This is a genomic window from Asanoa iriomotensis, assembly GCF_016862515.1.
Classification (GTDB): Bacteria; Actinomycetota; Actinomycetes; order Mycobacteriales; family Micromonosporaceae; genus Asanoa; species Asanoa iriomotensis.
The window spans coordinates 82,076-106,861 of record NZ_BONC01000020.1 but is presented as its reverse complement, the minus strand read 5'-3'; the positions used below and the strand labels follow the sequence as shown (position 1 = coordinate 106,861).

Sequence of the window (24,786 nt, the reverse complement as noted above, 5' to 3'; positions counted from 1 at the left end):
ACGTCCGGGCGCGTCCGCGCCGGGCATTTTTTTGTCTTCCACCGAAGGCGGCTCGCGCGACGCGCCGTAACCCGACCTTCGGAGGAACGCCGCGATGGCGGTCAGCAGCACCCCAGCCCGTTCGCCTCGCCGCGCCCGGGGCGAGGGCCAGTGGGCTCTCGGGCACCGCGAGCCGCTCAACGCCAACGAGCGCACCAAGAAGGACGACGACCCGCTCAACGTGCGGGCCCGGATCGAGAACATCTACGCCCACCGCGGCTTCGCCTCGATCGACCCCGCCGACCTGCGCGGCCGGTTCCGCTGGTGGGGCCTCTACACCCAGCGCAAGGCGGGCATCGACGGCGGCCGCACCGCGATCCTCGAGCCGCACGAGCTCGACGACGAGCACTTCATGCTCCGCGTCCGGGTCGACGGCGGCCAGCTCAGCCTCGAGCAGCTCCGGGTGATCGCGCAGATCTCCACCGAGTTCGCCCGCGACAGCGCCGACATCACTGACCGGCAGAACATCCAGCTCCACTGGATCCGGGTCGAGGACGTCCCGGAGATCTGGCGGCGGCTGGAGGCGGTCGGCCTGCAGACCACCGAGGCGTGCGGCGACTGTCCCCGGGTGGTGCTCGGCAGCCCGGTCGCCGGCGTCTCCGCCGACGAGGTGGTCGACCCGACGCCGGCCATCGACACGATCGTCGAGCGGTTCGTCGGCAACAAGGAGTTCTCCAACCTGCCGCGCAAGTTCAAGTCGTCGATCTCCTGGCTCGCCGACATGCCGTACGAGGTCAACGACATCTCGTTCCTCGGCGTCGAACACACCGACTACGGCCCGGGCTTCGACCTCTGGGTCGGCGGCGGCCTGTCGACCAACCCGATGCTGGCCCAGCGGTTGGGTGTCTGGGTGCCGCTGGAGGAGGTCCCCGACGTCTGGGAGGGCGTCGTCTCGATCTTCCGCGACTACGGCTACCGCCGGCTGCGGCACCGGGCCCGGCTCAAGTTCCTCGTCGCCGACTGGGGTGTCGAGAAGTTCCGCGAGGTGCTGGAGAAGGAATACCTGGGTCGGTCGCTTGTGGACGGTCCGGCGCCGGCGTTGCCGGACAAGCCGATCGACCACATCGGCGTGCACCGGCAGCGCGACGGGCGTTACTACGTCGGTGCGGCGCCGGTCGTCGGCCGGGTGTCCGGCTCGCAGCTCTCGGCGTTGGCCGACGTCGTCGAGGCGCACGGCAGCGACCGGGTCAGCCTCACGCCGTACCAGAAGCTGCTGGTCCTCGACGTGCCCGAGGAGCGCACCGAGTCGCTGGTGACCGGGCTGCGCGGCATCGGGCTGGAGGCCCGCCCGTCCAACTGGCGGCGCGCGACGATGGCCTGCACGGGGATCGAATACTGCAAGCTGGCGATCGTCGAGACCAAGGCGCGCGGCCAGGAACTGGTCGCCCGCCTGGAAGAGCGGCTCGGCGACATCGACGCCGACATCACCATCAACATCAACGGTTGCCCGAACGCCTGCGCCCGCACGCAGACCGCCGACATCGGCCTCAAAGGACAGTTGGTGGTCGGCCCTGACGGCCGCCAGGTCGAAGGCTTCCAGGTGCACCTCGGCGGCGGCCTCGGGATGGCGCAGGGCCAGACCGCCGGTTTCGGCCGCAAGCTGCGCGGCCTCAAGACCACGGCCGAGGAGCTTCCGGAGTACGTCGAGCGGCTGGCCCGCCGGTACCTCGACGGTCGCACCGGCCCGGACGAGGCGTTCGCACAGTGGGTCATGCGCGCCGACGAGGAGGCGCTGCGATGAGTTCAGAGAGCCGGGCGGCGCCGATGTACTGCCCCTACTGCGCCGAAGAGGACCTGCGCCCGCACGAGGAGGCGCACGGCGCCTGGGAGTGCCGAGGTTGCCAGCGGGTCTTCTCGGTCAAGTTCCTCGGCCTGCGCGCAGCGGGTCTCCTATCCACGGACGGGAAAGAGGTGAGGTAGCCCGATGACTGCGGTGAACGGGTTGGGCCTGGGATTGGTGTCGCTGGGCGGCGCTGCTCGCGAGACCGCCGGCCGGCGTTCCGCCGACGAGCTCGAGGCGCTGGCCAGTGCGGCCGGGCGTGACCTGGAAGGCGCACCGGCGCTGGAGATCGCCCGCTGGGCGGCCGAGACGTTCGGATCGCGGTTCTGTGTGACCAGTTCGATGGCCGACGGTGTGGTCGCCCATCTCGTCTCCCGCGTCGCGCCGGGCGTCGACGTGGTGTTCCTCGACACCGGCCTGCATTTCCCCGAGACCCTCAAGGTCCGCGATACGGTGGCCCGCACGATGCCGGTCAACGTCCGCTCGATCCGCCCGCGGATGACCGTCGGCCAGCAGGACGGCGAGTACGGCCCGCGCCTGTTCAACCGCGCCCCCGACGAGTGCTGCTTCCTGCGCAAGGTCGAGCCGCTGGAGCGGGCGCTCGGCGACTACGACGCCTGGGCCGCCGGGCTGCGCCGCGACGAGTCGCCGACCCGGGCCAACACCCCGGTCGTGGCGTTCGATCCCAAGCGTGGCAAGGTGAAGATCAACCCGATCGCCGCCTGGAGCCAGGGGGACGTGGACGCTTACATCTCACGCTGGAACGTGCCGGTCAACGAGCTGTTCAAGCAGGGCTACGGCTCGATCGGCTGCTGGCCGTGCACCCGGCGCACCAAGGCCGGCGAGGACCCGCGGGCCGGGCGCTGGGCGATGTTCGACAAGACGGAATGCGGCCTGCACGTATGAGCATGCGCCTCTGGCAACCCGCCGCGACCGGTCCGCTGGTGCTGGTCGCGCACGGCAGCCGTGACCCGCGCGCCGCCCGCGCCAACGAGGCGCTGGCCGAGGCGGTGCGCCGGGTCGTGCCCCGCACGACGGTGCGGCTGTCGTTCCTCGACCACGCCGGGCCGCGGCCGGCCGACGTGCTGCTGGACCTCGAGGCGTCCGGCGCCGCGCGCGCGACGCTGGCACCGCTGCTGCTGACCTCGGCCTACCACGGTCGGGTCGACATCCCGGCGGCGCTGATGGACGCGCGCGGGCGGGGGCTGCGGATTCCGGTGTCGGTCGCGGACGTGCTCGGCCCGGTCGGGGGCGTGACGTCGCCCTACCTGTTGGCCGCGCTGCGCCGGCGGCTGGCGGTGGCCGCGTCCGCGGCGGGTGTCTGGGCGCCGGGGACGTTGCCGCTGGACGGCGTCGTGCTGGCGGCGGCGGGCACGCGGGACGAGGCGGCGCGCGGCACGGTGGAGGCCGTCGCGGGGAATCTGTCGACCGCGCTGGGCGGGTTGCCGTGTGCGGTGGCGTACGCGTCGGCGGCCGCACCGACCGGTGGCGAGGCGGTCGCATCGCTGCGCGCCGGTGGTGCGCGCCACATTGGAGTCGCGTCGTACTTCCTGGCGCCGGGCCTGTTGCACGAGACGGTTGTCACGGCGGCCCGCTCGGCCGGTGCCGCAGTGGTGGCAGAGCCGCTGGGTGGCGCGCCGGAACTGGCCAGTCTCGTGCTCGCCCGGGGCCGGACCGCTCGCGAGCCGGTCTGCGACCTGGCGCACGCGGCCTGACCAACGTGGGCAAGCCCACGTTGGAGTGAATGCCGGGCGAGGGCGTTTTGGGCGGATAACTTGCGCCCGTGACCAGCGACATGTCGTCCGGGGCGACGAAGCCCCCGTTCTACACCACGATCCCGGGTGCGGTGACCATCATCGGCCTGCTCGGCCTGGTCACGCTCTTCGTCTGGCTGGGTGACCGGGACAACCGGGTGCGCGCGGAGGAGATGACCGTCGAGGTGACCTCGTGCGACCTGAGCGGGTCGACGGGCAAGGTCGTCCTCGCGGTGCACAACACCGGCCCGGCCACCCGATCGGCACACATCCAGATCGAGTACGTCGACGCCGACGGCATCCGCATCGACACCGACTCGGCGACCGCCTGGAACGTGCCGTCGGGAAAGACGGTGCAGGTGGAGGAGACGACGTCGCTGGACGCACCGGCACCGGGGGGCACCTGTGACGTGATCAGCGTCCGTTAGCCGGGTCGCGCCGCGAGGTGAACGGCAGGTTAAGCCGCGCAGGCCAAACGCAGGACGCCCCGGTTTCCCGGGGCGTCCTTGCGTTGGTGCTGTTGAATCAGGCGGAGTGAGCGCGCAGGACCCGCAGGCCGCCGCGGCGCTTGACCGCGCGCCGCTCTTCCTCGCTCATCCCGCCCCAGACGCCGGCGTCCTGACCGGACTCCAGCGCCCACTGCAGGCACTGGTCGGTCACGGAGCACCGCCGGCAGACGGCCTTGGCCTGCTCGACCTGCAACAGAGCCGGACCGGAGGTCCCGATCGGGAAGAACAGCTCCGGGTCTTCGTCGCGGCAGGCAGCATGGTGGCGCCAGTCCATGGCGGCAACACTCCTCGTTCTGCGATGGCAAACAATGCGGGTGGTTCTTTATATGCGCGCGCGTTGCACTCCGTGACGGTGAGCATCCGGCACGTCGGCACCACGTGGGCAGGCGACTAGCTCTGGGGAACGGCGCCGAGGGTCCTTACTAAGTGCTCGCGGGCAACGTTCCCGTAACTCGTTTTCGCTTGTGAATACTTTCACGAACTGTCGCGATGTCAAGGGGGACGCCGCGAAAAAGTCTGAGCGGGTGAGCAAGCTCACGACCCCTTTGTCCGGTTTTCGAGCATCTGCCCGGCACCCGGATTTCGCCAGCCGCAATCAATGTAGTACGGTCCGGGCCACATTACTGGCATTTCCGGCACGTGTCACCCCTGCGGCTGCCACAATCGGCGCCTGGACACCCCGTACCCGTTCCTCAGCAGATTACTCTCAGCGCACGCGCCACGGAGGTAAATCTGACTTTTTCCCGCTCGCCGAGATAGTCGCCGTCCACTTGGAACGCCTCCGGACGGCTTGCGAGCAGTGTGAATTCATGAACGTCGTGGAGTTGGACGACGTGCCGGCCGTGCGGGTTCGTCCGCGACGACAGGATCTGCGTTACTGTGCGTGTCGCACTCGCGACCGCTAGCTGACGAACGCCCAGTAAGTCAAGTCCGAGGTCGAACGATGCGTCCGGATTGGGGCTTACGGGCCGATCGCCGAGATAGGTCCACGGCGTGGTGTTCTGGATGATCACCGTGGAGAGTTCATCGACGGCCGTCTCGGCCGGACGCTCGATCGAGATCGCCGGATGCCGGCGGTCGGTGGCCAGATACTCACCGAACGTAGATCGCAGATACAGCGCCGAGGTCGACACCCGGCCGCGCGAACGGGCCCGCTCGACCCGCCGGATGACCGCCGCGTCGAGCCCGAAGCCTGCACAGAAAGTGAAGTAGCGGTCGTCCGCCCGGCCGAGCCCGATCGTGCGGAACCGGCCACCGCGCAACCCCTCGAGGATCACGCCGGTGCCCTCGATCCAGTCCTTCGGGAGCCCGATGGCCCGCGCGAAGACGTTCGTCGAGCCGCCGGGCACGACCGCGAGGGCCGGCAGCCGCTCGGCCGGCGTGGCGCCGCCGAGCGGCGACAGCTCCGGCAGGGCGGCCATCAGTCCGTTGACGGCTTCGTTGACCGTTCCGTCCCCACCGAGGGTGACGACGACGTCGACACCGTGCAGCGCCGCCTCACGGACCAGCTTGACCGCGTGACCCCGCCGCCGGGTGAACTCGACCCGCAGGTCGACGGCGCTGCGCAAGGCGCGGATCAGGACGTCACGGCTGCGTTCGGAGGTCGTGGTGGCCTTCGGGTTGACCACCAGCAAGGCCCTCATGAGCCGGACTGTACCTGGGCTTGGTCACCCTCCGTGCGCCTTCCACACGCCCGAGAGCTGTGTCGCTCAGCACGGCGGTATCGTGGCCGCGTGCCCGAGACGCCCGCCGAAACCCCTGCCGAGCCCGCGCCCACGACGTTGCGCGCCGCCGTGTGGCTGCTGTTCGCGGAGGCGGCCGGCATGGTCGTGCTCACGGCCTACCTGGCCTACGAGGTGCTGACGGCCGACGCGGTCGACACCACGTCGGCCCTCCTGCTCACCGCGTTCGCCGCGTTCGGCGCCCTGGTGCTGTTCCTCATCGGGCGTGCGCTGGGCCAGGGCCGGGCCGGGGCGCGCGGGCCCGCGATCGTGTTGCAGCTCATGCTCTGCGCGGTCGGCTACTACATGATCCAGGGCGGCCTGGCCTGGCTGGGCGTCCTGCTGATCGCGCTCGGGCTGCTGCTCTGCGGCCTGATGCTGGCGCCGCCGAGCAGCCGCGCGCTGGGCGTCGGCGCCCCCGATCAGCGGGTGTGATCCAGGACAACCTTGCCGAAGACGTCGCCCTCGTGGAGGCGGGCGAAGGCGCGTTCGACCTCGGAGAAGCCGATCACCTCGTCGACCACGGGCCGGATCGCCTTGTCGGCGCAGAAGGACAGCAGAGCGGCCAGCTCGCCGGGGGTGCCCATGGAGCTGCCGAGGATCTCCAGCTGCATCGCGTAGACCCGGCGCAGGTCGACCTTCGGCAGGTGGCCTGAGGTGGCGCCGGACACCACGATCCGCGCGCCGGGTGCGCTGCACTTGAGCGAGTGTTCGAAGGTGGCCTCGCCGACGGTCTCGATGACCACGCCGACCCGCTCGGGCAGCCGGGCGCCCGGCTCCAGGGCGGTCACGCCGAGAGCGCCGATGCGCTCGCGCTTCTTGGGGTCGCGACTGGTGACGTACACCCGCTTGTCCATCGCGACCGCGATCAGTGCCGCGGCGGTGGCGACGCCGCCGCCGGCGCCCTGGATCAGCACGGCGTCGGTCTCGTCGACGCGGCCCTTGGTGGTCAGCATCCGGTAGGCGGTCAGCCACGCGGTCGGCAGGCACGCCGCGTCGGCCCAGTCCAGGTCCGCGGGCTTGGGAACCAGGTTCTCCACGGGCACGGCGACGCGTTCGGCGAGGGTGCCGGGGAAATGCTCGGACAGGAGCGAGTAGCCGCGCGGGTCTGACGGCGTGGTGACCACCGGGTAGACGACGACCTCCTCGCCACCCGGCGCGACCCCGGCGGCGTCGCAGCCGAGGATCATCGGGAGCTGCTGCTCGCGCAGGCCGACACCGCGCAGCGACCAGAGGTCGTGGTGGTTGAGCGAGCTGGCCCGCACCTCGACGGTGGTCCAGCCGTCGCGCCGCTCGGGCTCGGGCATGTCGCCGACGGCGAGGGCGGACAGCGGGTCGGCGTCGTCGAATTTAGTAGCGAAAGCAGCGCGCATGGTTAGGAATCTAGTAGCTGACCGCGGGCGTCGCCGGACCGGCTTTGCTCTGCATCCAGATACGCACCACCTTGTCGCCGGGGTGGTGCGTATCTGGATGCAGAGCAAAGCGGCGGGATATGACCAGGCCCGCGGTGGTCGTGCCACCGCGGGCCTGGCTCGAAGCGGAGCGAGATTTGTCCGGCGGGAGCGACGGTCGTGCCCCCGGCGGACCCGGGAAAGTGCCTGGTTGTTATGCCCTGGCGACGCCGTCGCGGTGGGCCGCCTCGGCGACCGCGGTCGCGACCGCCGGGGCGACGCGTGGGTCGAGCGGCGACGGGACGAACGCGTCCGGGTGGAGGTTGTCGGCCACCACGCCGGCGATCGCGTCGGCCGCCGCCACCTTCATGCCCTCGGTGATGCGCGTCGCGCGGGCCTCCAGGGCGCCGCGGAAGACGCCCGGGAAGGCCAGCACGTTGTTGATCTGGTTGGGGAAGTCGCTGCGGCCCGTGGCGACCAGGGCCGCGTGCCGCGACGCGACCTCCGGGTGCACCTCGGGGGTCGGGTTGGCCAGTGCGAACACGATCGCGCCCGAGGCCATCGTGGCCACCGCCGACTCCGGGATCTCGCCGCCCGAGACGCCGATGAGAACGTCGGCACCGGACAGTGCCTCCGCGATGCCGCCGGCGCGGCGGTGGGGGTTCGTCAGCGCGGCCATCTCGGCCTTGACCACCGCGGCCGGCGCGGACAGGTCCGGGCGGTCGCTGTGCAGGATGCCGCGGGAGTCGACCAGCAGCACCTCGGCCGGGTTGACGCCGCCCGCGACGAGCATCTTGGTCACCGCGATGCCGGCCGCGCCGGCGCCGCTGACCACCACGCGCAGGTCGGTCAGCTTGCGCTCCAACAGGCTCGCGGCGTTGCGCAGCGCCGCGAGCACGACGATCGCCGTGCCGTGCTGGTCGTCGTGGAAGACCGGGATCGGCAGGGCCTCGTCGAGCCGGCGCTCGATCTCGAAGCAGCGCGGCGCGCTGATGTCCTCGAGGTTGATGCCGCCGAACGACGGCGCGAGCGCCGTGACCGTGTCGATGATGCCGTCGATGTCCTGCGTGTCGAGGCAGATCGGCACGGCGTCGACGCCGCCGAACTGCTTGAACAGCACCGCTTTGCCTTCCATCACCGGCATCGCGGCGCGCGGGCCGATGTTGCCGAGGCCGAGCACGGCTGAACCGTCGGTGACCACGGCCACCGTGTGTGAAACCCAGGTGTAGTCGTCGACCAGCGCGGGGTCGGCGGCGATCGCCTCGCAGACCCGGGCCACACCGGGCGTGTACGCCAGCGAGAGGTCCTCGCGGCTGGTCAGCGGGACCGTCGAGGTGACCGCCATCTTGCCGCCGCGGTGCAGCTGGAAAACCGGATCGTCTGTGGACTCTGCGGACATTTGCAGGTACTCCAAATCGCGTCGAGGTGTGAGCCGGCAGAGAGGTGCCGGCTCGACGCGAGGTCAGCGGTGACCGGCGAAGCACGCGGGGGTTGCCCGCTAACTGTCGAGCATAATCCTTGACCTGATTCGCACTGGTCGCGGCCAGTACCGGAGCAGGACGCGGCCCTTCAGGTCGGCGACGCCGTAGGCCCGCGAGTCGTCGGTGACGAACTCGTTGTCGCCGTGCAGCCACCAGCCGCCGTCCTGTTGCCGGACGGCGCGTTTCACGACCAGCAGGTCGGGGCGCGCGCGGAAAGTGGCGACGACGACATCGCCGGGACGGACGGGACGGCCACCCCGCAACACCAGCAGGGCGTCGCCGTCGCGCAAGGTGGGCGCCATCGACGGACCCCGCACCAGAGCGGCGAAAAGTGACGCCACGAACGGACCTCCGCGATGTTTCGGTGCAGCACCGGGGGTAATGTCCTCCGTGAGGATCATCGTAAGCTTCCTTTGGAGGAGTCCTGATGCGACTTCCTAACTTCCTTACGCCGCGGACGGTCGTCAGCGCACACTGCGACCTGCCGTGCGGCGTCTACGACCCGGCGCAGGCCCGCATCGAGGCCGAGTCGATTAAGGCGATTCAGGAGAAGTACCAGGCCAACCAGGACCCGGTCTACCGCACCCGCGCCTTGATCATCAAGGAGCAGCGGTCCGAGCTGGTCAAGCACCACCTGTGGGTGCTGTGGACCGACTACTTCAAGCCGCCGCACTTCGAGAAGTACCCGCAGTTGCACCAGCTCTTCAACGAGGCCACCAAGCTCGCGGGTGGCGCCGGCACCAAGGAGTCGGTGGACCCCGCCGACGGCGACAAGCTGCTGGCGAAGATCGACGAGATCGCGAAGATCTTCTGGGAGACCAAGCAGGCCTGATCAGGCCCTTGCGTCGACAGCCCGGCCGGCACCCGTCGCGGGTGCCGGCCGGTGCCGTCAGCAGGCGTGTCAGCAACCCGGTAGAGTCCGCAACCGGTGAGCCAGATGACGACCGAGCAAGACTCCGGAGCGACGTTCGACGACGACGTCGTGCTCCTGTCCGTGCCCGCTGACGGTGGCTACCTGGGCGTGCTCCGCACGGCCACCGCCACCCTCGCCGCCCGGCTGCAGTTCGCCCTCGACGAGATCGAGGATCTCCGGATCGCGGTCGACGAGGCCTGCGCGATGCTGCTGGTCGTCGCCACGCCCGGCGCGGAGCTGGACTGCCGGTTCTCGGTCACCGACGACGCCCTCCTGGTCGAGGTCGAGGTGCCGACCGTGCGCGGCGCGCGGCTGCCGGCGGAGAGCTCGTTCGCCTGGAAGGTGTTGACGGCGTTGACGAGCTCCGCGAGCGCCGAGGTCGAGGGCGGCAAGGCGCGGATCCGGCTGATCACGCGCCGCACGGGCATCGCCTGACCGGCACCTACCTGTCCCGGAGATAGCCGGTCAGGTAGTGCAGCGCCGCCGCTGGGTCTTCCCCCGCTCCGTGTGGCCGGCGCAGGTCGCCGACGAACGCGGCTATGTCCGCCAGCTTCCATCTCAGCCGGAACATGTCCATGGCGGTCGGCGAGACCGTCAGGCCGGTGGCTTCTGTGTAGCGCGCCAGCAGGTCGGCGTCGCTGGTGACCAGCCAGAGGTCGCGTTCCGGCGGTGCCAGGCGGGCGGTGTCCCAGTCGACGAGCCGCAGGCCGCTGTTGGTTCTTACGACGTTGCCCGGGTGGGGCTCGCCGTGGGTGACGACCCAGGGCCGGGTGCTCGTGCGGACCTCGGCGACGAGGCGGTCGTGGTCGGCGAGCCAACCCTCGATCCGGTCGGCGCTGTCTTTGAGCAGTGCCCGGGCGGGCTCCGCGAACGGTCCGCTGTGCCACTCCACGTCGAGGTCGGCGAGCGTCCGGGTCAGCTCGTCGCGGTCGGGCAGGTCGAGGTCCGCTCGGGCCGCGACGGTGTCGACCGCGGGCGTCGCCCGGTGCAGGGTGGCCAGCATCGCCACGACCGCGCCGCGGTCCTGGGGGCGGTGTGGGCCGAACGCGCCGCCGACGCCGTCGAGCAGAGGGAAGACCGACGCCGTGTAGCGCGGCGACAGCCGCCAGGTGGCCCTTCCGCCGCGCGTCTCGACCGGTGCGACGACGAAGTCCAGGCCGGCCTTGTCGTGCAACGTCAGCGCCGTGGTCAGGGCGCGGTCCAACGCGTCCGCGTCCGCGCCGTGGTCGTCGATGGTGACGAACCATCGCTGCCCGTCGTCCGCGACCACCGACCAGTGGTAGCTGCCCGCGCCCAACGGCAGGTAGCCGGCCTCGCGGACCTGGATGCCCCAGCCCGCGCGCAGGCCGGCGATCACGTCCTGGTCGGGCAGCCCGGCCGGTCGATCCCGCATGGCTGGCATTGTGCACGGCCCCGGAGCTGGGCAAATGGATCACCCGTTAGGGGCTCCGGGATGCCCCAATCGCGGCTGACCGAGAAACCGGACTTTTGGGAGAGATCAAATCGGACGAATGCTGCTTATAAGCGAACCGCAATCGGCGATGTAAGCATCCGCACAGGGGCTCTTAAGGTTTGCTAAAGACTAGATCCACAACGGATTTTCTGTCCGTCTGCGCGTTCTCCTACGGCCGGTAAAGTCGGGCCCGTTCCGCGGTGGCACCCACGGAAAGCTCTTCAAAGGAGTCAGATCTCGATGTTTTCGGCAGCCCACAAAGGCACCCGACGAGCACCGCACACCACCGGAAGGCGCTTCGGCTTCCGGCGGCCGGGGCGCGCTCTGGTGTTGGCGCTGACCACGCTCGCTCTTGGCGCCGCGGGCGTCGGGGTGGCGGTCGCGAAGTCCGGGTCCGTAACCGTGACCAAGCCGGGCACGGTGATCGACGGACAGACGATCAACGGATACCTGTACGTAAAGGCTGACAACGTAACCATCCGGAATACCACCATTCGCTACGGCGGATATCACTCGCTCCGGGTGTACGAAGGATTCGACGGCACACGCATCGAAGACACGAAGATCTTCTGCCAGGCGAGCAAGACCAACGGGGTCGTGTTCGGCAACTACACCGCCGTACGGGTCGAGCTGCACGGCTGCCGCAACGGCTTCATGTACTCCGACGCCGCTCCCGCGACGATCATCGACTCGACGTGGAACGGCCAGGCGGTCAACGTCGACGGCGGTGTCGCCGCGCCGGGCGTGCCCGCCAAGCCGGTCCCGACGCCGACGCCGAGCGCGACGGCCAGCGCGACGCCGACGCCGACGCCGACCGCGACGGCCAAGCCGTCCACGGCTCCGACGAAGCCGGCCAACCCGCCGCCGCCCGCAGGTGGCGGCCAGGGCCCGGGCATCCCGAGCTCGTTCCCCGGACCGGGCAACACGGGCGTGCCGGACGGCACCGCGCTCAAGGCCTCGGGCGGGCTGACGCTGTCCAAGGCCGGCCAGGTGGTCACCGGGCTCGACATCAAGGGCTGCGTGACGGTCACCGCCAGGAACGTCACGATCCGCAACTCGAAGATCAGCTGCGGCAGCAACTACTCGATCAGGGTGAGCGACGCCAACGCCAACCTGCTCGTCGAGAACGTGACGATCGACGGCCAGGGCAAGAACTCCGCGACGGTGTGCTGCGGTGGCTACACGCTCAAGAAGGTGGAGATCTTCAACACCATCGACGGCCCGCGGCTGGGCACCAACAGCCAGGTCATCGACTCGTGGATCCACCACCTGACCCGGGCGGACGGCTCGCACAACGACGCCATGCAGACCACGGCGGGCTCCAACATCGTGGTGCGCCACAACACGATCGAGGCGTACAACCCGAACACCAAGGACCCGTTCAACGCCTGCCTGATGATCGGGTCGACCACCGGTCCGAGCGTCACCAACCTGTTGTACGAGCAGAACTACTGCAACGGCGGCAACTACTCGATCGGTGTGCGGGAAGACCTCAACGGCTCGGGCATCGTGTTCCGCGACAACCTGTTCGGCCGCGACTTCCGCTACGGCGTGATCGCGCGCCCGACCCAGTCGGGCATCAGCTGGCAGAACAGCACGAACCTGTTCGCCGACAACCGCAAGCCGGTCCGGTAGCAAGCTGACACGCACGGGCGGCGGGGTCCACATCGGACCCCGCCGCTCGCGTGTTCAGAGCCGGTCGTCGAGCGTGGCGACGCCGTCGTTCGCGGCCGCCTTGGGGATCCGTCCCTTGGCGTTCGGGTCGCCGTAGAGCGCGAAGCGCAGGAACTCCGTCGTGGTGCCGGCCAGCACGTCGAACGACGTGCCGCCGTCCCGCAGCAGGTTGGTGCCGTGGTCACCCTGGGGGAACGACAGGAACGCCTTGGGCCAGGGCACGGCGTCGTAGGCGGCTTTGCCGGAGGCGTACGAGACGGTCTCGTCCCGCTCACCGTGCACGAACAGCATGTCCGCCGGTGCGCCGCGGAACCCGGTGCCGGCACCGAGCCCGTTGCCGGACAGCACGATCCCGGCGTCGAGCCGTGCGTCACGGGCGAGGGTGAACAGCCCGACCGTGGTGATCCCACCGGCCGAGTGCCCGGCCGCGGCCACCCGGTCGGTGGCGAGCCGCCCGAAGAACCGGTCACCGCGGCGCGCGTCGAGCGCGAGCACCCGCCCGATCACGTAGGAAGCGTCGGCGGGCTGGTTGACGACGTCGATCACGTCGTAGTCGTCGGTGTCGCCGTTGGTGTGCGGATAGGCCGGCGCGGCCACGACAAAGCCGGCGGCCGCCCACCGCCGCAACAGGGGCGCGTAGTCCGCGGGCCGCCCGCCCAGCCCATGACTGAACAGCACCAGCGGAAACCGCCCGGCACCCTCGGGGTAGTAGACGGTGGTCTTGAGCGCCCGCCCCTGGCGGGAGAAGTCGAGTTCCCGCACGGCCACCTCGAACGCCCGCGCCGGCGCGGTCCCGCGCACCTTCGGCGTGACCGTGGTGACGCTGGGCGGCGAGGGAGGCGCCGTCCGGCCGATCGGGGTCTGCGGCGTTGCCGCAACGCCACACCCCGCGAGCAACACCGCCCCGACCATCGCCGCACCGCCTAGGGCGGCGCGCAACCGCCGATTGATCGCGCTTGAAGCGTGACCCGGCGCGGACGTGGCAGCGACGCGGAGCGAGCGGTGTCCGGCGGGAGCGACGGTCGTGCCCACCGCGGACCCGGGTAAAGCCGGGAAGAACCGACGACGGCCTGCGACCGACCACGCGCCCGACGAAAACCTCCGCCTCATCCGCACAGGGGCTTGTCGGGGCCGAAGGCGGTGCGGAGGGGGCCTGGCTCGCAACGGGCATGGTTGTCGCCGTCGAGGCGCCAGCGCAGGAAGTCCGTGGTCGACGTCATGACCTCATTGAACCCGGGTCGGCCCGGGCTCAGGTAGGAACCGTGGTTGAGGCCGTGCAGGGTCAGGAAGCCCTTGTCCCACGGGACCCGTGCGTAGACGGCGCGGCCGGTGCTGTAGGGGACCGTCGGGTCCGCGTCGCCGTGGATGAAGAGCATCGCGGCCGGTGGCCCGCCGAACTCGAAGCGGGGGCGGGCGCCGGCGATCACGATCGCGCCCCTCAGGTGGCTGGAGTGGCCGCGCTGGAACATCGCGGCCGCCGTGTAGGCGCCGCCCGAGTGCCCCGCCGCCACCACGTCGTTGGTGTCCAGGTGGCCGGCGAAGAGGTCACCGGGCGTCGCGTCCAGGCGGCTCACCGAGGTGACCACCGCCCACGCGTCGGCGGGCTGGTTGACCAGGTCGTTGCGGGTGTAGCCGGGTGCGTTCTTCTTGGTGTGCGGATATGCGGGTGCGATCACCACGAAGCCGGCGGCCGCCCAGCGGGTGGTCATCTGCACGTGGTCTTCCGGGCGGCTCTGCAGGCCGTGGCTGAATATCACCAGCGGGAAGCGGCCGGCGGCGAGCGCGGCGTCGCGGCTGACCGTGCCGGTGCCGGGGTTGCCGGCCGCGGGGCCCGCCGGATACCAGACCGTCGTGGGCAGCGGGCGGGCCGCGCCGCGGTCGAGGAAGAGAGTCCGGACGCCGACCGGGTACGCGCCCGGTGCGGCGGTGGTCGGGGCGCCTGGTGCGGCGGACACTGCGGGGACAAACGCGGAGATTGCGAATACGAGCAGCAAGGCGAGCAATGCGAGCACCGACCGCCTTCCCCCCATGAGCACACGGTAAGTGCTGGGAACCGGACAGACGTCAGCCTTTTTGGTGTTTGGGGTGGTCGAACCGGTTCGCTATGGTCGTCGGCATGTCAGACGACTACCGGGACCCGAGCGGCAACACGGAGGCCTTCCGCGCCTTCGCGGCCCGCGAGCAGGCCCCTGCCCCCAGCGCCACCCCCGCCGCGCCGGCCACCAACCGCATGCCGCTGCTCATCGGCGGTGTGGTCGTCGCCGTTGTCGTCGTCATCGTGCTGGTCCTGGCACTCAGCTGACGACCCGGGCCTAGCTGACGACGCCCAGCGTCTGGCTGGCGATCTCCCACTCCTCGTCGGTCGGCACCACGCACACCGCCACGGGCGCGCCCGGCGGTGAGATGACCCGCGCCCCGCGTTCGGGTGTGTCGTTGCGGACCGGGTCGACCTCGATGCCGAGCCGGTCCAGGCCGGCCAGCGCCGCCGCCCGCACGGCCGGCGCGTTCTCGCCGACGCCCGCCGTGAACGTGATCGCGTCGAGCCGGCCGAGTTCGGCGTAGTAGGCGCCGACGTACGAGCGGATGCGCCGGCAGTAGACCTCGAAGGCCAGCGCCGCGGCCCGGTCGCCGCCCGCGCGGCGGGCCAGCAGCCCGCGCATGTCGTTGACCCCCGCCAGCCCGGCGAGCCCGCTGCGCCGGTTGAGCAGGTCGTCGATCTCGTCGATCGGCATGCCGGCGACCCGGTGCAGGTGGAAGATGATCGTCGGGTCGAGGTCGCCGCTGCGGGTGCCCATCACGAGACCCTCCAGCGGCGAGAGCCCCATCGAGGTGGCCACGCTGCGCCCGCCCTCGACCGCGCACGCGCTGGCGCCGTTGCCGAGGTGCAGGGTGATCGTGTTGACCTCGGCCAGCGGCCGGTCGAGCAGGGTCGCGGTCCGGCGCGACACGATCGCGTGCGAGGTGCCGTGGAAGCCGTAGCGGTGGATGCCGTACCGCGTCGCCGTCTCGGCGTCGATCGCGTAGGTGCTGGCGGCGGGGGAGAGCGTGCGGTGGAACGCGGTGTCGAAGACGGCCACCTGGGGTACGCCCGGCAGCAGCGCCCGCGCGACCTCGATGCCCGCGAGATTGGCCGGGTTGTGCAGGGGCGCCAGCGGCACCAGTTCCCGGATGGCCGCGATCACGGTGTCGTCGACGATCGCGGGCGCGGTGAAGGTCAGTCCACCGTGGACGACGCGGTGCCCGACGGCGGTCAGCCCGTCCAGCGGCAGCCCCGCCATGACCGTGGCGAGCGCCTCGGCATGGTCGCGCGGCGCACCGGGCGCGTCCTCGCCGATCCGCTCGACGGTCCCGCTGGCGACGACGGCCGGCTCCACCTCGTCGACGCGGCCGCTGGGCACGTCGAGCAGGCGGTACTTCACGGACGACGATCCGCAGTTGAGCACCAGGACGCGGGTCATCGGGCGGCCGCCTGGATCGCGGTGATGGCCACGGTGTTGACGATGTCCTTGACCGTGGCGCCACGGGAGAGGTCGTTGACCGGGCGGCGCAGGCCCTGCATCACCGGGCCGACGGCCACCGCGCCCGCCGAGCGCTGGACCGCCTTGTAGGTGTTGTTGCCCGTGTTGAGGTCCGGGAAGATGAAGACCGTCGCCCGGCCGGCCACCTCGCTGCCCGGCAGCTTCGTGGCCGCCACCTCGGCGTCGATCGCCGCGTCGTACTGGATCGGGCCCTCCACCGGCAGGTCCGGCCGGCGTTCGCGGACCAGGGCCGTGGCCGCCGCCACCTTGTCGACGTCGGCGCCCGCACCCGACGTGCCGGTCGAGTAGGACAGCATCGCGACCCGGGGCTCGATGCCAAACGCCGCCGCGGTGTCCGCGCTGGACAGGGCGATGTCCGCCAGTTGCGCGGCGTCCGGGTCCGGGTTGACCGCGCAGTCGCCGTAGACCAGGACCCGGTCGGCCAGCAGCATGAAGAACACGCTCGACGCCACCGAGACGCCCGGGACCGTCTTGATCACCTCGAACGCCGGGCGGATCGTCGCCGCCGTCGTGTGGGTGGCGCCCGAGACCATGCCGTCGGCCTGGCCCGCGAGCACCATCAGCGTGCCGAAGTAGTTGGGGTCCGCGACCACGTCGTGCGCCAGGTCCAGCGTGACGCCCTTGTGCGACCGCAGCCGCGCGTAGGTGCTGGCGAACTCGTCCCGCCACGGGCTGGTCGCGGGGTCGACCACCGAGGCGCCGGAGATGTCGACGCCGATCTCGCGTACCCGGCGGGCGATCTCGTCCTTCGCTCCCAGCAGCGTCAGGTCCGCGACGCCGCGGCGCAGCAGGACCTCCGCCGCCCGCAGGATGCGCTCCTCGGTGCCCTCGGGCAGCACGAGCCGGCGGCGGGCCGAGCGGGCGCGGTCGATCAGGTCGTACTCGAACATCAGCGGCGTCACCCGCGACGAGCGGGCCACCTGCAGCCGCGACGCCAGGGCGGTGGTGTCCACATGCGACTCGAAGGCGCCGAGCGCCGCCTCGACCTTGCGCGGGCTGGTCGTGCTCGGCCGGCCCTCGATCCGGGACGCCGCCGCCACCGTGTGGTAGCTGTCGGACTCGACCGCGAGCACCGCGAGCCCGGCGTCGAGCTTGTCGATCAGTCGCAGCACCCGCGGGTCCGGGCGTTCGCCGAGCGTGAGCATCAGCCCGGCCACCGCGACGAGGCCGCTGGCGTGCGCGCTCAGCGCGGCGACGATCAGGTCGGCCCGGTCGCCAGGGGTGATCACCAAGCAGCCGTCGGTGAGATGGTCCAGGAAGGCCGGGACGTGAGCGCCGCCGACGACCAGGTCGAGCACGTCGCGGTCGAGGGCACCGGCGTCACCGGAGAGCACGGTCGCGCCCAGCGCGGTGGCCACCTCGCCGACGGTCGGAGCCGAGACCGTGGGCACCTCGGGGATCACGTAGGCCGGCACCGGCAGCTTCGGCGGCACGACGCCGGCCGGCGCGCGGTTGGCGATCACCGTGAGCACGGTGGCGCCCAGGTCGGTCAGGCTGTGGTACGCGGTGCTCATCGCGGACGCCGGGTCGTCGGTCTGCCCGTCGACCACAGCGACGGCCACGCTGCCCAGTTCCGTCGCGAGCCGGGTGTTGAAGCCCAACTGCCGCGGGTCGTCGCTGTCCTCGAGGTCGCTGCCGATCACCACCATCGCCGGCACCTGGCGCTCGACCGCCCGGTAGCGCTCGACGATCCGCGAGATCAGCTCCTCGCGGCGCCCGGCGGCGACCAGCGCGGCGGCTTCGGCGTAGGTGGCGCCGTGCAGGTCGGCGGCCGGCAGCGAGATCGCGTAGCGCCCGCGCAGCAGGTCCAGGATCGGATCATGACCCGGGTACGTGACCAGCGGGCGGAACGCCCCGATCTGGCCGACCTGCCGGGACAGCAGCTCGGCCAGGCCGAGCGCCACCGTCGACTTGCCGCCGCCTTCGCCGAAACCCGCGATATAGACACTGCGCCCCACGCACCCAACCTACCGAGCCAGGTGTGTGGGGCGCAGTGATCTTAGTCGTCGTCCTCGTCGTCGAGGCGCGCCAGCCAGGTGGCGAAGCGCTCCATCGGCGTCTCGAACTCCGGGTTGTCGTCGACGAAGTCCCGGAGTCGGTCGGCGACCCACTCCAGCGACACCGTCTCCGCGCCCCGGCGCTTGATCAGCTCCTCGATGCCGCGATCGGTGAAGTACACGGGCTACTCCGGGAGCCGGGGCAGCGCGGCCTCGACCAGCGCGTGCTGCTCCGCGTCGTGCAGCTTCGTGGAACCCACCGCCGGCGCCGCGGCGGCCGGGCGGGAGATCCGCCGCAGCCGGACGCCCTCGAGGTGCTCCAGCAGGTTGAGCGCCACGAACGACCAGGCACCCTGGTTGGCCGGCTCCTCCTGGACCCAGGCGAAGTCGACCGCGTTCGGGAACTGCGCGAGGGCGGTCTTCAGCTCGTCGACCGGCAGCGGGTAGAGCTGCTCGACGCGCAGCAGCGCGGTGTCGGTGATCTTCCGCTCGGTGCGCGCCTGGACAAGGTCGTAGTAGACCTTGCCCGAGCAGAGCAGCACCCGCCGCACGCGTGCCGGGTCGAGCCCGCTGGTGTCGGGGATGACCGGCTGGAACGTGCCCGTGGTGAAGTCCTCGACCGGCGACGTGACCAGCTTGTGCCGCAGCAACGACTTGGGCGTGAACACCACCAGCGGCTTGCGCTTCGGCGAGAGGGCCTGGCGGCGCAGCAGGTGGAAGTAGTTGGCCGGCGTCGTCGGGATGGCCACCCGGATGTTGTCCTCGGCCGCCATCTGCAGCCAGCGCTCCGGCCGGCCCGAGGTGTGGTCGGGGCCCTGGCCCTCGTGACCGTGCGGGAGCAGCAGCGTCAGCGCCGACTGCTGGCCCCACTTGACCTCGCCCGAGCTGATGAACTCGTCGGCCACCGACTGTGCGCCGTTGGCGAAGTCGCCGAACTGCGCCTCCCAGAGCACGAGCGCCTCGCGGTTCTCCACCGAGTAGCCGTACTCGAAGCCCATCGCCGCATATTCGGACAGCAGCGAGTCGTGCACGAAGAACCGCGCGCGGTCCTTGGCGAGCGTGGCCAGCGGGAGGAAGTCGCGGCCGGTGTCGGCGTCGACGACCGAGGCGTGCCGCTGCACGAACGTGCCGCGGCGCGAGTCCTGGCCGGCCAGTCGGACGGTGACCCCGTCGGCGAGCAGCGTGCCGAACGCGATGATCTCGCCGAAGCCCCAGTCGATGTTGCCCTCGACGGACATCTTGTGCCGCCGGTCGAGCAGTTGCAGCAGCCGCTTGTGCGGGGTGAAGCCCTCCGGCAGGTCGACGTGGGCGTTGCCGACCGCGCGCACCGCCTCGACGGAGACCGCGGTCTCCACCGCCGGCTCCGGCTCGGCCGTGCGGGTGCGCGCCGGGCGGGTGCCGCCGGCGGCCGCGTCGCGGGTCGCCTTGAACACCTGCTCGAGCTGGGACTGGTAGTCGCGGAGCAGCTCCTCGGCGTCGTCGACGGTGATGTCGCCCCGGCCGATCAGCTCCTCGGTGTAGAGCTTCCGCACGGAGCGCTTCTGGTCGATGATCGCGTACATCAGCGGGTTGGTCATCGACGGGTCGTCGCCCTCGTTGTGGCCGCGCCGCCGGTAGCAGACCAGGTCGATCACCACGTCCTTGTTGAACGCCTGGCGGTATTCGAAGGCCAGCCGGGCGACCCGGACGACGGCCTCGGGGTCGTCGCCGTTCACGTGGAAGATCGGCGCCTGGATCATCCGGGCGACGTCGGTCGAGTAGAGCGAGGAGCGCGAGTATTCCGGTGCGGTGGTGAAGCCGACCTGGTTGTTGACCACCACGTGCACGGTGCCGCCGGTGCGGTAGCCGCGCAGCTGCGAGAGGTTGAGCGTCTCCGCGACCACGCCCTGGCCGGCGAACGCGGCGTCACCGTGGATCGCCAGCGGCAGGACGGTGTAGCCCTCCAGCTTGAGGTCGATGCGGTCCTGCTTGGCCCGGACGATGCCCTCCATCACCGGGTCGACCGCTTCGAGGTGCGACGGGTTGGCGGTCACCGAGACGCTGATGGCGTGCTCGCCGTCGGGCGTCGTGAACTTGCCGTTCTGGCCGAGGTGGTATTTCACGTCGCCGGAGCCGTGCGCCGACTTCGGGTCGATGTGCCCCTCGAACTCGGAGAAGATCTTCTCGTACGGCTTGCCGACGATGTTGGCCAGCACGTTGAGCCGGCCGCGGTGTGCCATCCCTATCACGACCTCGTCGAGGTCGCCCTCGGCCGCGGTCTGCAGCACCTCGTCGAGCAGCGGGATCAGCGACTCGCCACCCTCGAGCGAGAACCGCTTCTGGCCGACGAATTTTGTCTGCAGGAAGGTCTCGAACGCCTCGGCCGCGTTGAGCCGGTTGAGGATGTGCTTCTGGTCCTCGACACCCGGCTTCTCGTATTTGCGCTCTATGCGCTCCTGGATCCAGCGCCGCTCTTCCGGGTCCTGGATGTGCATGTATTCGACGCCGACCCGGCGGCAGTAGCTGTCGCGCAGCACGCCGAGGATGTCGCGCAGCTTCATCGTCTGCTTGCCGGCGAAGCCGCCGACCGGGAAGCTGCGGTCGAGGTCCCACAGGGTCAGGTCGTGCTCGAGCACGTCGAGGTCGGGGTGCTTGCGCATCTTGAACTCGAGCGGGTCGGTGTCGGCCATCAGGTGGCCGCGCACGCGATAAGCGTGGATCAGCTCGATCACGCGCGCGGTCTTGTCGATCGCGCCCTCGGAGCTGACCGCGACGTCGCGCATCCAGCGGACCGGCTCGTAGGGGATGCGCAGCGAGGTGAAGATCTGGTCGTAGAACCCGTGCTCGCCCAGGACCAGCTCGTGGATGGTCTTGAGGAACTCGCCGGACTGCGCGCCCTGGATGATCCGGTGGTCGTAGGTGCTGGTCAGCGTGATGATCTTGCTGACGGCGAGCTCGGCCAGCTTCTCCTCGGACATGCCGGCGTACGGCGCCGGGTATTCCATGGCGCCGACGCCGATGATCGTGCCCTGGCCGACCATCAGCCGCGGCTGGGAGTGCACGGTGCCGATGCCGCCCGGGTTGGTCAGCGAGATCGTGGTGCCGGCGTAGTCGTCCATCGTCAGCTCGTTGCGCCGGGCCCGCCGCACGATGTCCTCGTAGGCCTGCCAGAAGCCCCGGAAGTCCATCGTCTCGGCGGCCTTGATCGACGGCACGACCAGCGAGCGGGTGCCGTCGGGGCGCTTGAGGTCGATCGCGATGCCGAGGTTGACGTGCGCGGGCTGCACGACCGCGGGCTTGCCGCCGACCTCGGTGAACGAGTTGTTCATCTCGGCGTTCGCGCGCAGCGCGCGGACCATCGCCCAGCCGATCAGGTGGGTGAAGCTGACCTTGCCACCGCGGCCGCGGGCCAGGTGGTTGTTGATCACGATGCGGTTGTCGACGAGGAGCTTCGCCGGCACGGCCCGGACGCTGGTCGCGGTCGGCACCGCGAGCGAGGCGTCCATGTTCTGCACGATCCGGGCGGCGACGCCGCGCAGCGGGGTGGTCTCGGCCGTCTTCTCGGCCGGCTCCTTCGCGGGCGCGGGCGCGGGAGCGGGTGCCTTGGCCTTGGCGGGAGCCAGAGTGGGCTGTGCCGGGGCCTTCGTGGCGGTTTTCACCTTGCCGTCACTCTTCGCGGTGGCCGGGGCGGCGGGCTTGGCGGCGGCCGCGCGGGGTTCGGGGGACGACGGCGCGCCGGGGGCGTCGGTGCCGGCCCGGGCGGCGCTCTGCTGCGCCGTGGCCGCGGTCGCCTGGGTGGGCGACGTGCCGTCGTTGTCTGGCCGGTAGTCGGCGAAGAAGTCGTGCCACGCCGGGTCTACGCTCGTCGGATCCGCGAGATAGCGCTGGTACATCTCGTCGACAATCCACTCATTGGGGCCGAAACCCGCCAGTGGGTTATCGGATGTCTGCTGGCTCGACACGGCCGGTAATCGCCTCTTCCGCGCGCTGTGTGTTTGTGTGAGAAGACCTTTTCAAGGCTACGCCGCGCGACATGGACGGCCGTCGCCGACGTCCGTCCGTGTCACGTCTCACAGGTTAAAACGCTAGAGGGCGTTAGGAGATGTCCCGCCTGCGCGTGATGAGGGTGCCGATCGTGCCGGTGACGACCGCCCAGATGATCAGGACCACCGCGCCGACCCAGTAGTCGGGCTGGTTGGGTAGGTTGCGGCCCGCGACCATCAGGCCCGAAGCGACCGACGGCAGACCGTACTGGATCTTCTCGATCCAGTCCTGGTTGAGCCAGCCGGCCAGCAGGGTGAACAGGACGCCGATCAGGGCCGTGCCGAGCAGGTAGGCCAGCACCGAGGTGACCGTCGCCGCGATCTGGCTGCGGATGAGCACGCCGATGCCGACGCCGAGGATGCCCCACAGCAGGTAGGCGAGGCCGTTGAGCAGGATCGCCCGCTGCACGATGCTGTCGCCCAGGTGGGTCGGCAGGTCTTCGGCACCTAGGAAGATCATCGTGGCCGGGATGTTGAGTGCCGTGGTGAACAGCCAGAACAGCAGGCCGGCGACCGCCGCGACGACCAGCTTGGCGCTGATCACGGCGGTGCGGTGCGGTGTCGTCAGGAACGTCGACGTCGCCGTCTGGTGGTAGAACTCGCTGGTCACCATCACGATGCCGAGCAGCACGACGAACAGCAGGCCGAAGAACTGGCCCGACGTGTAGAGGTTGGCCGCCTGGTAGATCTGGTCGCTGACCACGGCGAAGTTGGCCGCGTCCTCGGTCGAGACACCCTCGGGGGCGGCGGCGCCCATCGTGAAGTGCGCGACGGTCGCGTTGATGGCGAACGTGCCCGCCCAGGTGACGAGCGCGCCCAGCGCGAACAGCCACCAGGTGTTGGTGGTCAGCAGCTTGACCACCTCGGCCTTGACCAGCCTCATCGGATGCCCGCCTTTCCGGCCGTGAGCTCCAGGAACACGCCTTCGAGGTCGGGGCGCTCGGGGGTCAGCTCGTGCAGCTCGACGCCGCCGGCCAGGGCCGCCTTGCCGATGGCGGGTGCCTCGACGCCGGTGACCAGCAGCGTGCCGTCGGACCTTGGCGTCACGCTCGCGCCCGGGACCTCGGTCAGGGCGGCCGTCAACGCCTCGGCCTGCGGCGTGCGGACCCGGACGTGCGCGGTGGTGGTCATCGACGCCAGGACCTCGGCGACCGGGCCCTGCCGGACCAGCTTGCCGGCCGCGATGATCACGACGTCGTCGGCGAGGAGCTCCATCTCGGAGAGCAGGTGGCTCGACACGAGCACGGTGCGGCCCTGCTGGGCCAGGCCCTGCAGGAAGCTGCGCATCCACCGGATGCCCTCGGGGTCGAGGCCGTTGGCCGGCTCGTCGAGGATCAGCACGTGCGGGTCACCGAGCATCGCGGCCGCGATGCCCAGGCGTTGGCGCATGCCGAGCGAGTAGCCCTTGAACTTGCGCTTCGCCGCGGGCGTGAGACCGACCATCTCCAGCACCTCGTCGGCGCGGTGGCTGGGCAGGCCGGCCGCGGCGCAGAGCACCCGCAGGTGGTTGCGGCCGGTGCGGCCCCGGTGGGCGCTGGACGCCTCGAGCACCGCGCCCACCGTGCGCAAAGGGTCGGTGAGGTCGGCATAGCGCCGGCCGCCGATGGTGGCCGTGCCGCCGGTCGGCGTGACCAGGTTGAGCAGCATGCGTAGCGTCGTCGTCTTGCCGGCGCCGTTGGGGCCGAGGAAGCCGGTGACGCGGCCGGAGGCCACGCTGAAAGACAGGTCGTCGACTGCCAACAGGTTCTTGTAGCGCTTGGTGAGACCTGAGACGACTATCTGGCCGTCGGACATCTCACTCCTCCCCCCGGGACGATGACGCGCACACCATACCGGCGGGGTGTGACAAGCGGTGTCCTCAAATCGCCACCCAGGTGGCGCGGGCGTGGGCCAACAGGTCGCCGGCCGGCGTGTAGAGGGCGGTGTGCACCGCCGCGCGGCGGCCCTCGACGGACGAGAGCATGCCGACCGCGACCGACTGGCTGCCGGGCTCCGGCAGCGCACCGACGATCGCGGCCATCCGGCCCAGCACGTACGCCCGGCCGGGCGAGAGCACCGACCAGCCGCCGGGGCAGTCCAACGCGGCCCAGACCGTCTCGGCCGTCACCGAGGCCGGCGCGGTGAACGGCGCCGCCACGGCGCCGTCGATCGGGCCGGGGAAGACCCGCAACCCGTCGGAGCGCTCCGGGCCGCAGACATAGCAGGTGGGGAACGGATGGTCGGCGAAGCCGGCGTACCGGGTCGCCGCCTCGACCGCGGCGTCCAGCGTGACGGGCGGCGCCACGGGCTCGAACGACGGCACGGCGCGGACCGCCGCGATCACCTCGCCGGCCGGGTCGACGACGGACCCCGCGGACGCCGCCAGCGGCACCTCGAGCGGCGGTGGCTTGACCAACGTGACCTCGGGGACGCCGTCGTCCACGAGAACGGCGAACGTACCGGCGGAATATCCACCGTTGCCAGTGCCCGGCGGGCCGTTGAACCGGCTCGCGATGATCATCGAACGGCTGTCC

Annotated in this window: 25 protein-coding genes; 10 read left to right on the top strand and 15 right to left on the bottom strand. The window is 70.8% G+C overall.

Features of this window, described 5'->3' with window-relative positions; all coding sequences use genetic code 11:
• Positions 1-94 precede the first annotated feature (94 nt).
• The 5 genes from Air01nite_RS16400 (at position 95) to Air01nite_RS16380 (ending at position 4,001) form a co-directional block, all read left to right on the top strand.
• On the top strand, positions 95-1,780 hold the full coding sequence (locus Air01nite_RS16400; protein WP_203703253.1) for a nitrite/sulfite reductase: 1,686 nt from the start codon (positions 95-97) through the stop codon (positions 1,778-1,780).
• Positions 1,777-1,959, top strand: a complete 183-nt coding sequence (locus tag Air01nite_RS16395; protein WP_203703251.1) for a hypothetical protein — start codon at positions 1,777-1,779, stop codon at positions 1,957-1,959. Before Air01nite_RS16400 ends, Air01nite_RS16395 begins: the two co-directional genes overlap by 4 nt.
• Positions 1,960-1,963: 4 nt before the next feature.
• Positions 1,964-2,725 (top strand): phosphoadenylyl-sulfate reductase, encoded by a 762-nt coding sequence (locus tag Air01nite_RS16390; protein ID WP_203703249.1) that lies wholly within the window; start codon positions 1,964-1,966, stop codon positions 2,723-2,725.
• Positions 2,707-3,534, top strand: coding sequence for a sirohydrochlorin chelatase (locus Air01nite_RS16385; RefSeq protein WP_203703247.1), 828 nt, complete (start codon positions 2,707-2,709; stop codon positions 3,532-3,534). Before Air01nite_RS16390 ends, Air01nite_RS16385 begins: the two co-directional genes overlap by 19 nt.
• A 68-nt stretch (positions 3,535-3,602) precedes the next feature.
• Positions 3,603-4,001, top strand: coding sequence for a hypothetical protein (locus Air01nite_RS16380; RefSeq protein WP_203703245.1), 399 nt, complete (start codon positions 3,603-3,605; stop codon positions 3,999-4,001).
• A gap of 97 nt (positions 4,002-4,098) precedes the next feature.
• Here Air01nite_RS16380 and Air01nite_RS16375 read toward each other — a convergent pair whose 3' ends face one another.
• Together Air01nite_RS16375 and Air01nite_RS16370 are read right to left on the bottom strand one after the other, a co-directional pair.
• On the bottom strand, positions 4,099-4,356 hold the full coding sequence (locus Air01nite_RS16375; protein WP_203703244.1) for a WhiB family transcriptional regulator: 258 nt from the start codon (positions 4,354-4,356) through the stop codon (positions 4,099-4,101).
• A gap of 418 nt (positions 4,357-4,774) precedes the next feature.
• Complete coding sequence (locus Air01nite_RS16370; RefSeq protein ID WP_203703243.1) at positions 4,775-5,725, bottom strand: diacylglycerol/lipid kinase family protein; 951 nt, start codon at positions 5,723-5,725, stop codon at positions 4,775-4,777.
• Between the two features lie 90 nt (positions 5,726-5,815).
• On the opposite strand from Air01nite_RS16370, the gene Air01nite_RS16365 reads away from it, so the two are divergent.
• On the top strand, positions 5,816-6,238 hold the full coding sequence (locus tag Air01nite_RS16365) for a hypothetical protein (RefSeq protein ID WP_203703242.1): 423 nt from the start codon (positions 5,816-5,818) through the stop codon (positions 6,236-6,238).
• Here Air01nite_RS16365 and Air01nite_RS16360 read toward each other — a convergent pair.
• The 3 genes from Air01nite_RS16360 to Air01nite_RS16350 form a co-directional block, all read right to left on the bottom strand.
• Positions 6,226-7,176 (bottom strand): zinc-binding dehydrogenase, encoded by a 951-nt coding sequence (locus Air01nite_RS16360; RefSeq protein WP_203703241.1) that lies wholly within the window; start codon positions 7,174-7,176, stop codon positions 6,226-6,228. The genes Air01nite_RS16365 and Air01nite_RS16360 overlap by 13 nt on opposite strands.
• Before the next feature lie 232 nt (positions 7,177-7,408).
• Complete coding sequence (locus Air01nite_RS16355; protein ID WP_203703240.1) at positions 7,409-8,593, bottom strand: NAD(P)-dependent malic enzyme; 1,185 nt, start codon at positions 8,591-8,593, stop codon at positions 7,409-7,411.
• A 99-nt stretch (positions 8,594-8,692) separates the two neighbouring features.
• Positions 8,693-9,076, bottom strand: a complete 384-nt coding sequence (locus Air01nite_RS16350) for a S24/S26 family peptidase (protein ID WP_203703239.1) — start codon at positions 9,074-9,076, stop codon at positions 8,693-8,695.
• 26 nt (positions 9,077-9,102) lie between these two features.
• Between Air01nite_RS16350 and sodN the strand changes: the two genes are divergently transcribed.
• Together sodN and Air01nite_RS16340 are read left to right on the top strand one after the other, a co-directional pair.
• Entirely contained in the window at positions 9,103-9,507 is a 405-nt protein-coding gene (gene sodN, locus Air01nite_RS16345) for a superoxide dismutase, Ni (RefSeq protein WP_203703238.1), read from the top strand.
• Positions 9,508-9,612: 105 nt separating this feature from the next.
• Positions 9,613-10,023: an ATP-binding protein gene (locus Air01nite_RS16340; protein ID WP_203703237.1), complete on the top strand. Its 411-nt coding sequence runs from the start codon at positions 9,613-9,615 to the stop codon at positions 10,021-10,023.
• 7 nt (positions 10,024-10,030) lie between these two features.
• Here the strand turns inward: Air01nite_RS16340 and Air01nite_RS16335 are convergent, their stop codons facing one another.
• Positions 10,031-10,981 (bottom strand): phosphotransferase, encoded by a 951-nt coding sequence (locus Air01nite_RS16335; RefSeq protein WP_239090745.1) that lies wholly within the window; start codon positions 10,979-10,981, stop codon positions 10,031-10,033.
• Between the two features lie 387 nt (positions 10,982-11,368).
• On the opposite strand from Air01nite_RS16335, the gene Air01nite_RS16330 reads away from it, so the two are divergent.
• Complete coding sequence (locus Air01nite_RS16330) at positions 11,369-12,676, top strand: hypothetical protein (protein WP_203703235.1); 1,308 nt, start codon at positions 11,369-11,371, stop codon at positions 12,674-12,676.
• A 54-nt stretch (positions 12,677-12,730) separates the two neighbouring features.
• Here the strand turns inward: Air01nite_RS16330 and Air01nite_RS16325 are convergent, their stop codons facing one another.
• Positions 12,731-13,627, bottom strand: a complete 897-nt coding sequence (locus Air01nite_RS16325; RefSeq protein WP_203703233.1) for an alpha/beta hydrolase family protein — start codon at positions 13,625-13,627, stop codon at positions 12,731-12,733.
• Between the two features lie 194 nt (positions 13,628-13,821).
• Positions 13,822-14,745: an alpha/beta hydrolase family protein gene (locus Air01nite_RS16320; protein WP_203703231.1), complete on the bottom strand. Its 924-nt coding sequence runs from the start codon at positions 14,743-14,745 to the stop codon at positions 13,822-13,824.
• Between the two features lie 86 nt (positions 14,746-14,831).
• Here Air01nite_RS16320 and Air01nite_RS16315 point away from each other — a divergent pair, with 86 nt between their 5' ends.
• Positions 14,832-15,017 carry a hypothetical protein gene (locus tag Air01nite_RS16315; protein ID WP_203703229.1) on the top strand — a complete coding sequence of 62 codons (186 nt, stop codon included), beginning with the start codon at positions 14,832-14,834 and terminating at the stop codon, positions 15,015-15,017.
• 10 nt (positions 15,018-15,027) lie between these two features.
• Here the strand turns inward: Air01nite_RS16315 and Air01nite_RS16310 are convergent, their stop codons facing one another.
• The 7 genes from Air01nite_RS16310 to Air01nite_RS16280 form a co-directional block, all read right to left on the bottom strand.
• Complete coding sequence (locus tag Air01nite_RS16310) at positions 15,028-16,173, bottom strand: acetate kinase (RefSeq protein ID WP_203703227.1); 1,146 nt, start codon at positions 16,171-16,173, stop codon at positions 15,028-15,030.
• Entirely contained in the window at positions 16,170-18,212 is a 2,043-nt protein-coding gene (pta, locus tag Air01nite_RS16305) for a phosphate acetyltransferase (RefSeq protein WP_203703226.1), read from the bottom strand. Before pta ends, Air01nite_RS16310 begins: the two co-directional genes overlap by 4 nt.
• Positions 18,213-18,253: 41 nt before the next feature.
• The gene (locus Air01nite_RS16300) at positions 18,254-18,433 is read right to left on the bottom strand and encodes a DUF6104 family protein (protein ID WP_203703225.1); all 180 of its coding nucleotides are present in this window, start codon (positions 18,431-18,433) and stop codon (positions 18,254-18,256) included.
• Positions 18,434-18,436: 3 nt separating this feature from the next.
• The gene (locus Air01nite_RS16295) at positions 18,437-22,192 is read right to left on the bottom strand and encodes a multifunctional oxoglutarate decarboxylase/oxoglutarate dehydrogenase thiamine pyrophosphate-binding subunit/dihydrolipoyllysine-residue succinyltransferase subunit (protein WP_203703224.1); all 3,756 of its coding nucleotides are present in this window, start codon (positions 22,190-22,192) and stop codon (positions 18,437-18,439) included.
• Positions 22,193-22,325: 133 nt separating this feature from the next.
• Positions 22,326-23,156 carry an ABC transporter permease gene (locus Air01nite_RS16290; RefSeq protein ID WP_203703223.1) on the bottom strand — a complete coding sequence of 277 codons (831 nt, stop codon included), beginning with the start codon at positions 23,154-23,156 and terminating at the stop codon, positions 22,326-22,328.
• Positions 23,153-24,067 carry an ABC transporter ATP-binding protein gene (locus Air01nite_RS16285; protein ID WP_203703222.1) on the bottom strand — a complete coding sequence of 305 codons (915 nt, stop codon included), beginning with the start codon at positions 24,065-24,067 and terminating at the stop codon, positions 23,153-23,155. The genes Air01nite_RS16290 and Air01nite_RS16285 overlap by 4 nt, the downstream gene beginning before the upstream one ends.
• 64 nt (positions 24,068-24,131) lie before the next feature.
• Positions 24,132-24,773 (bottom strand): hypothetical protein, encoded by a 642-nt coding sequence (locus tag Air01nite_RS16280; protein ID WP_203703278.1) that lies wholly within the window; start codon positions 24,771-24,773, stop codon positions 24,132-24,134.
• Positions 24,774-24,786: the final 13 nt, after the last annotated feature.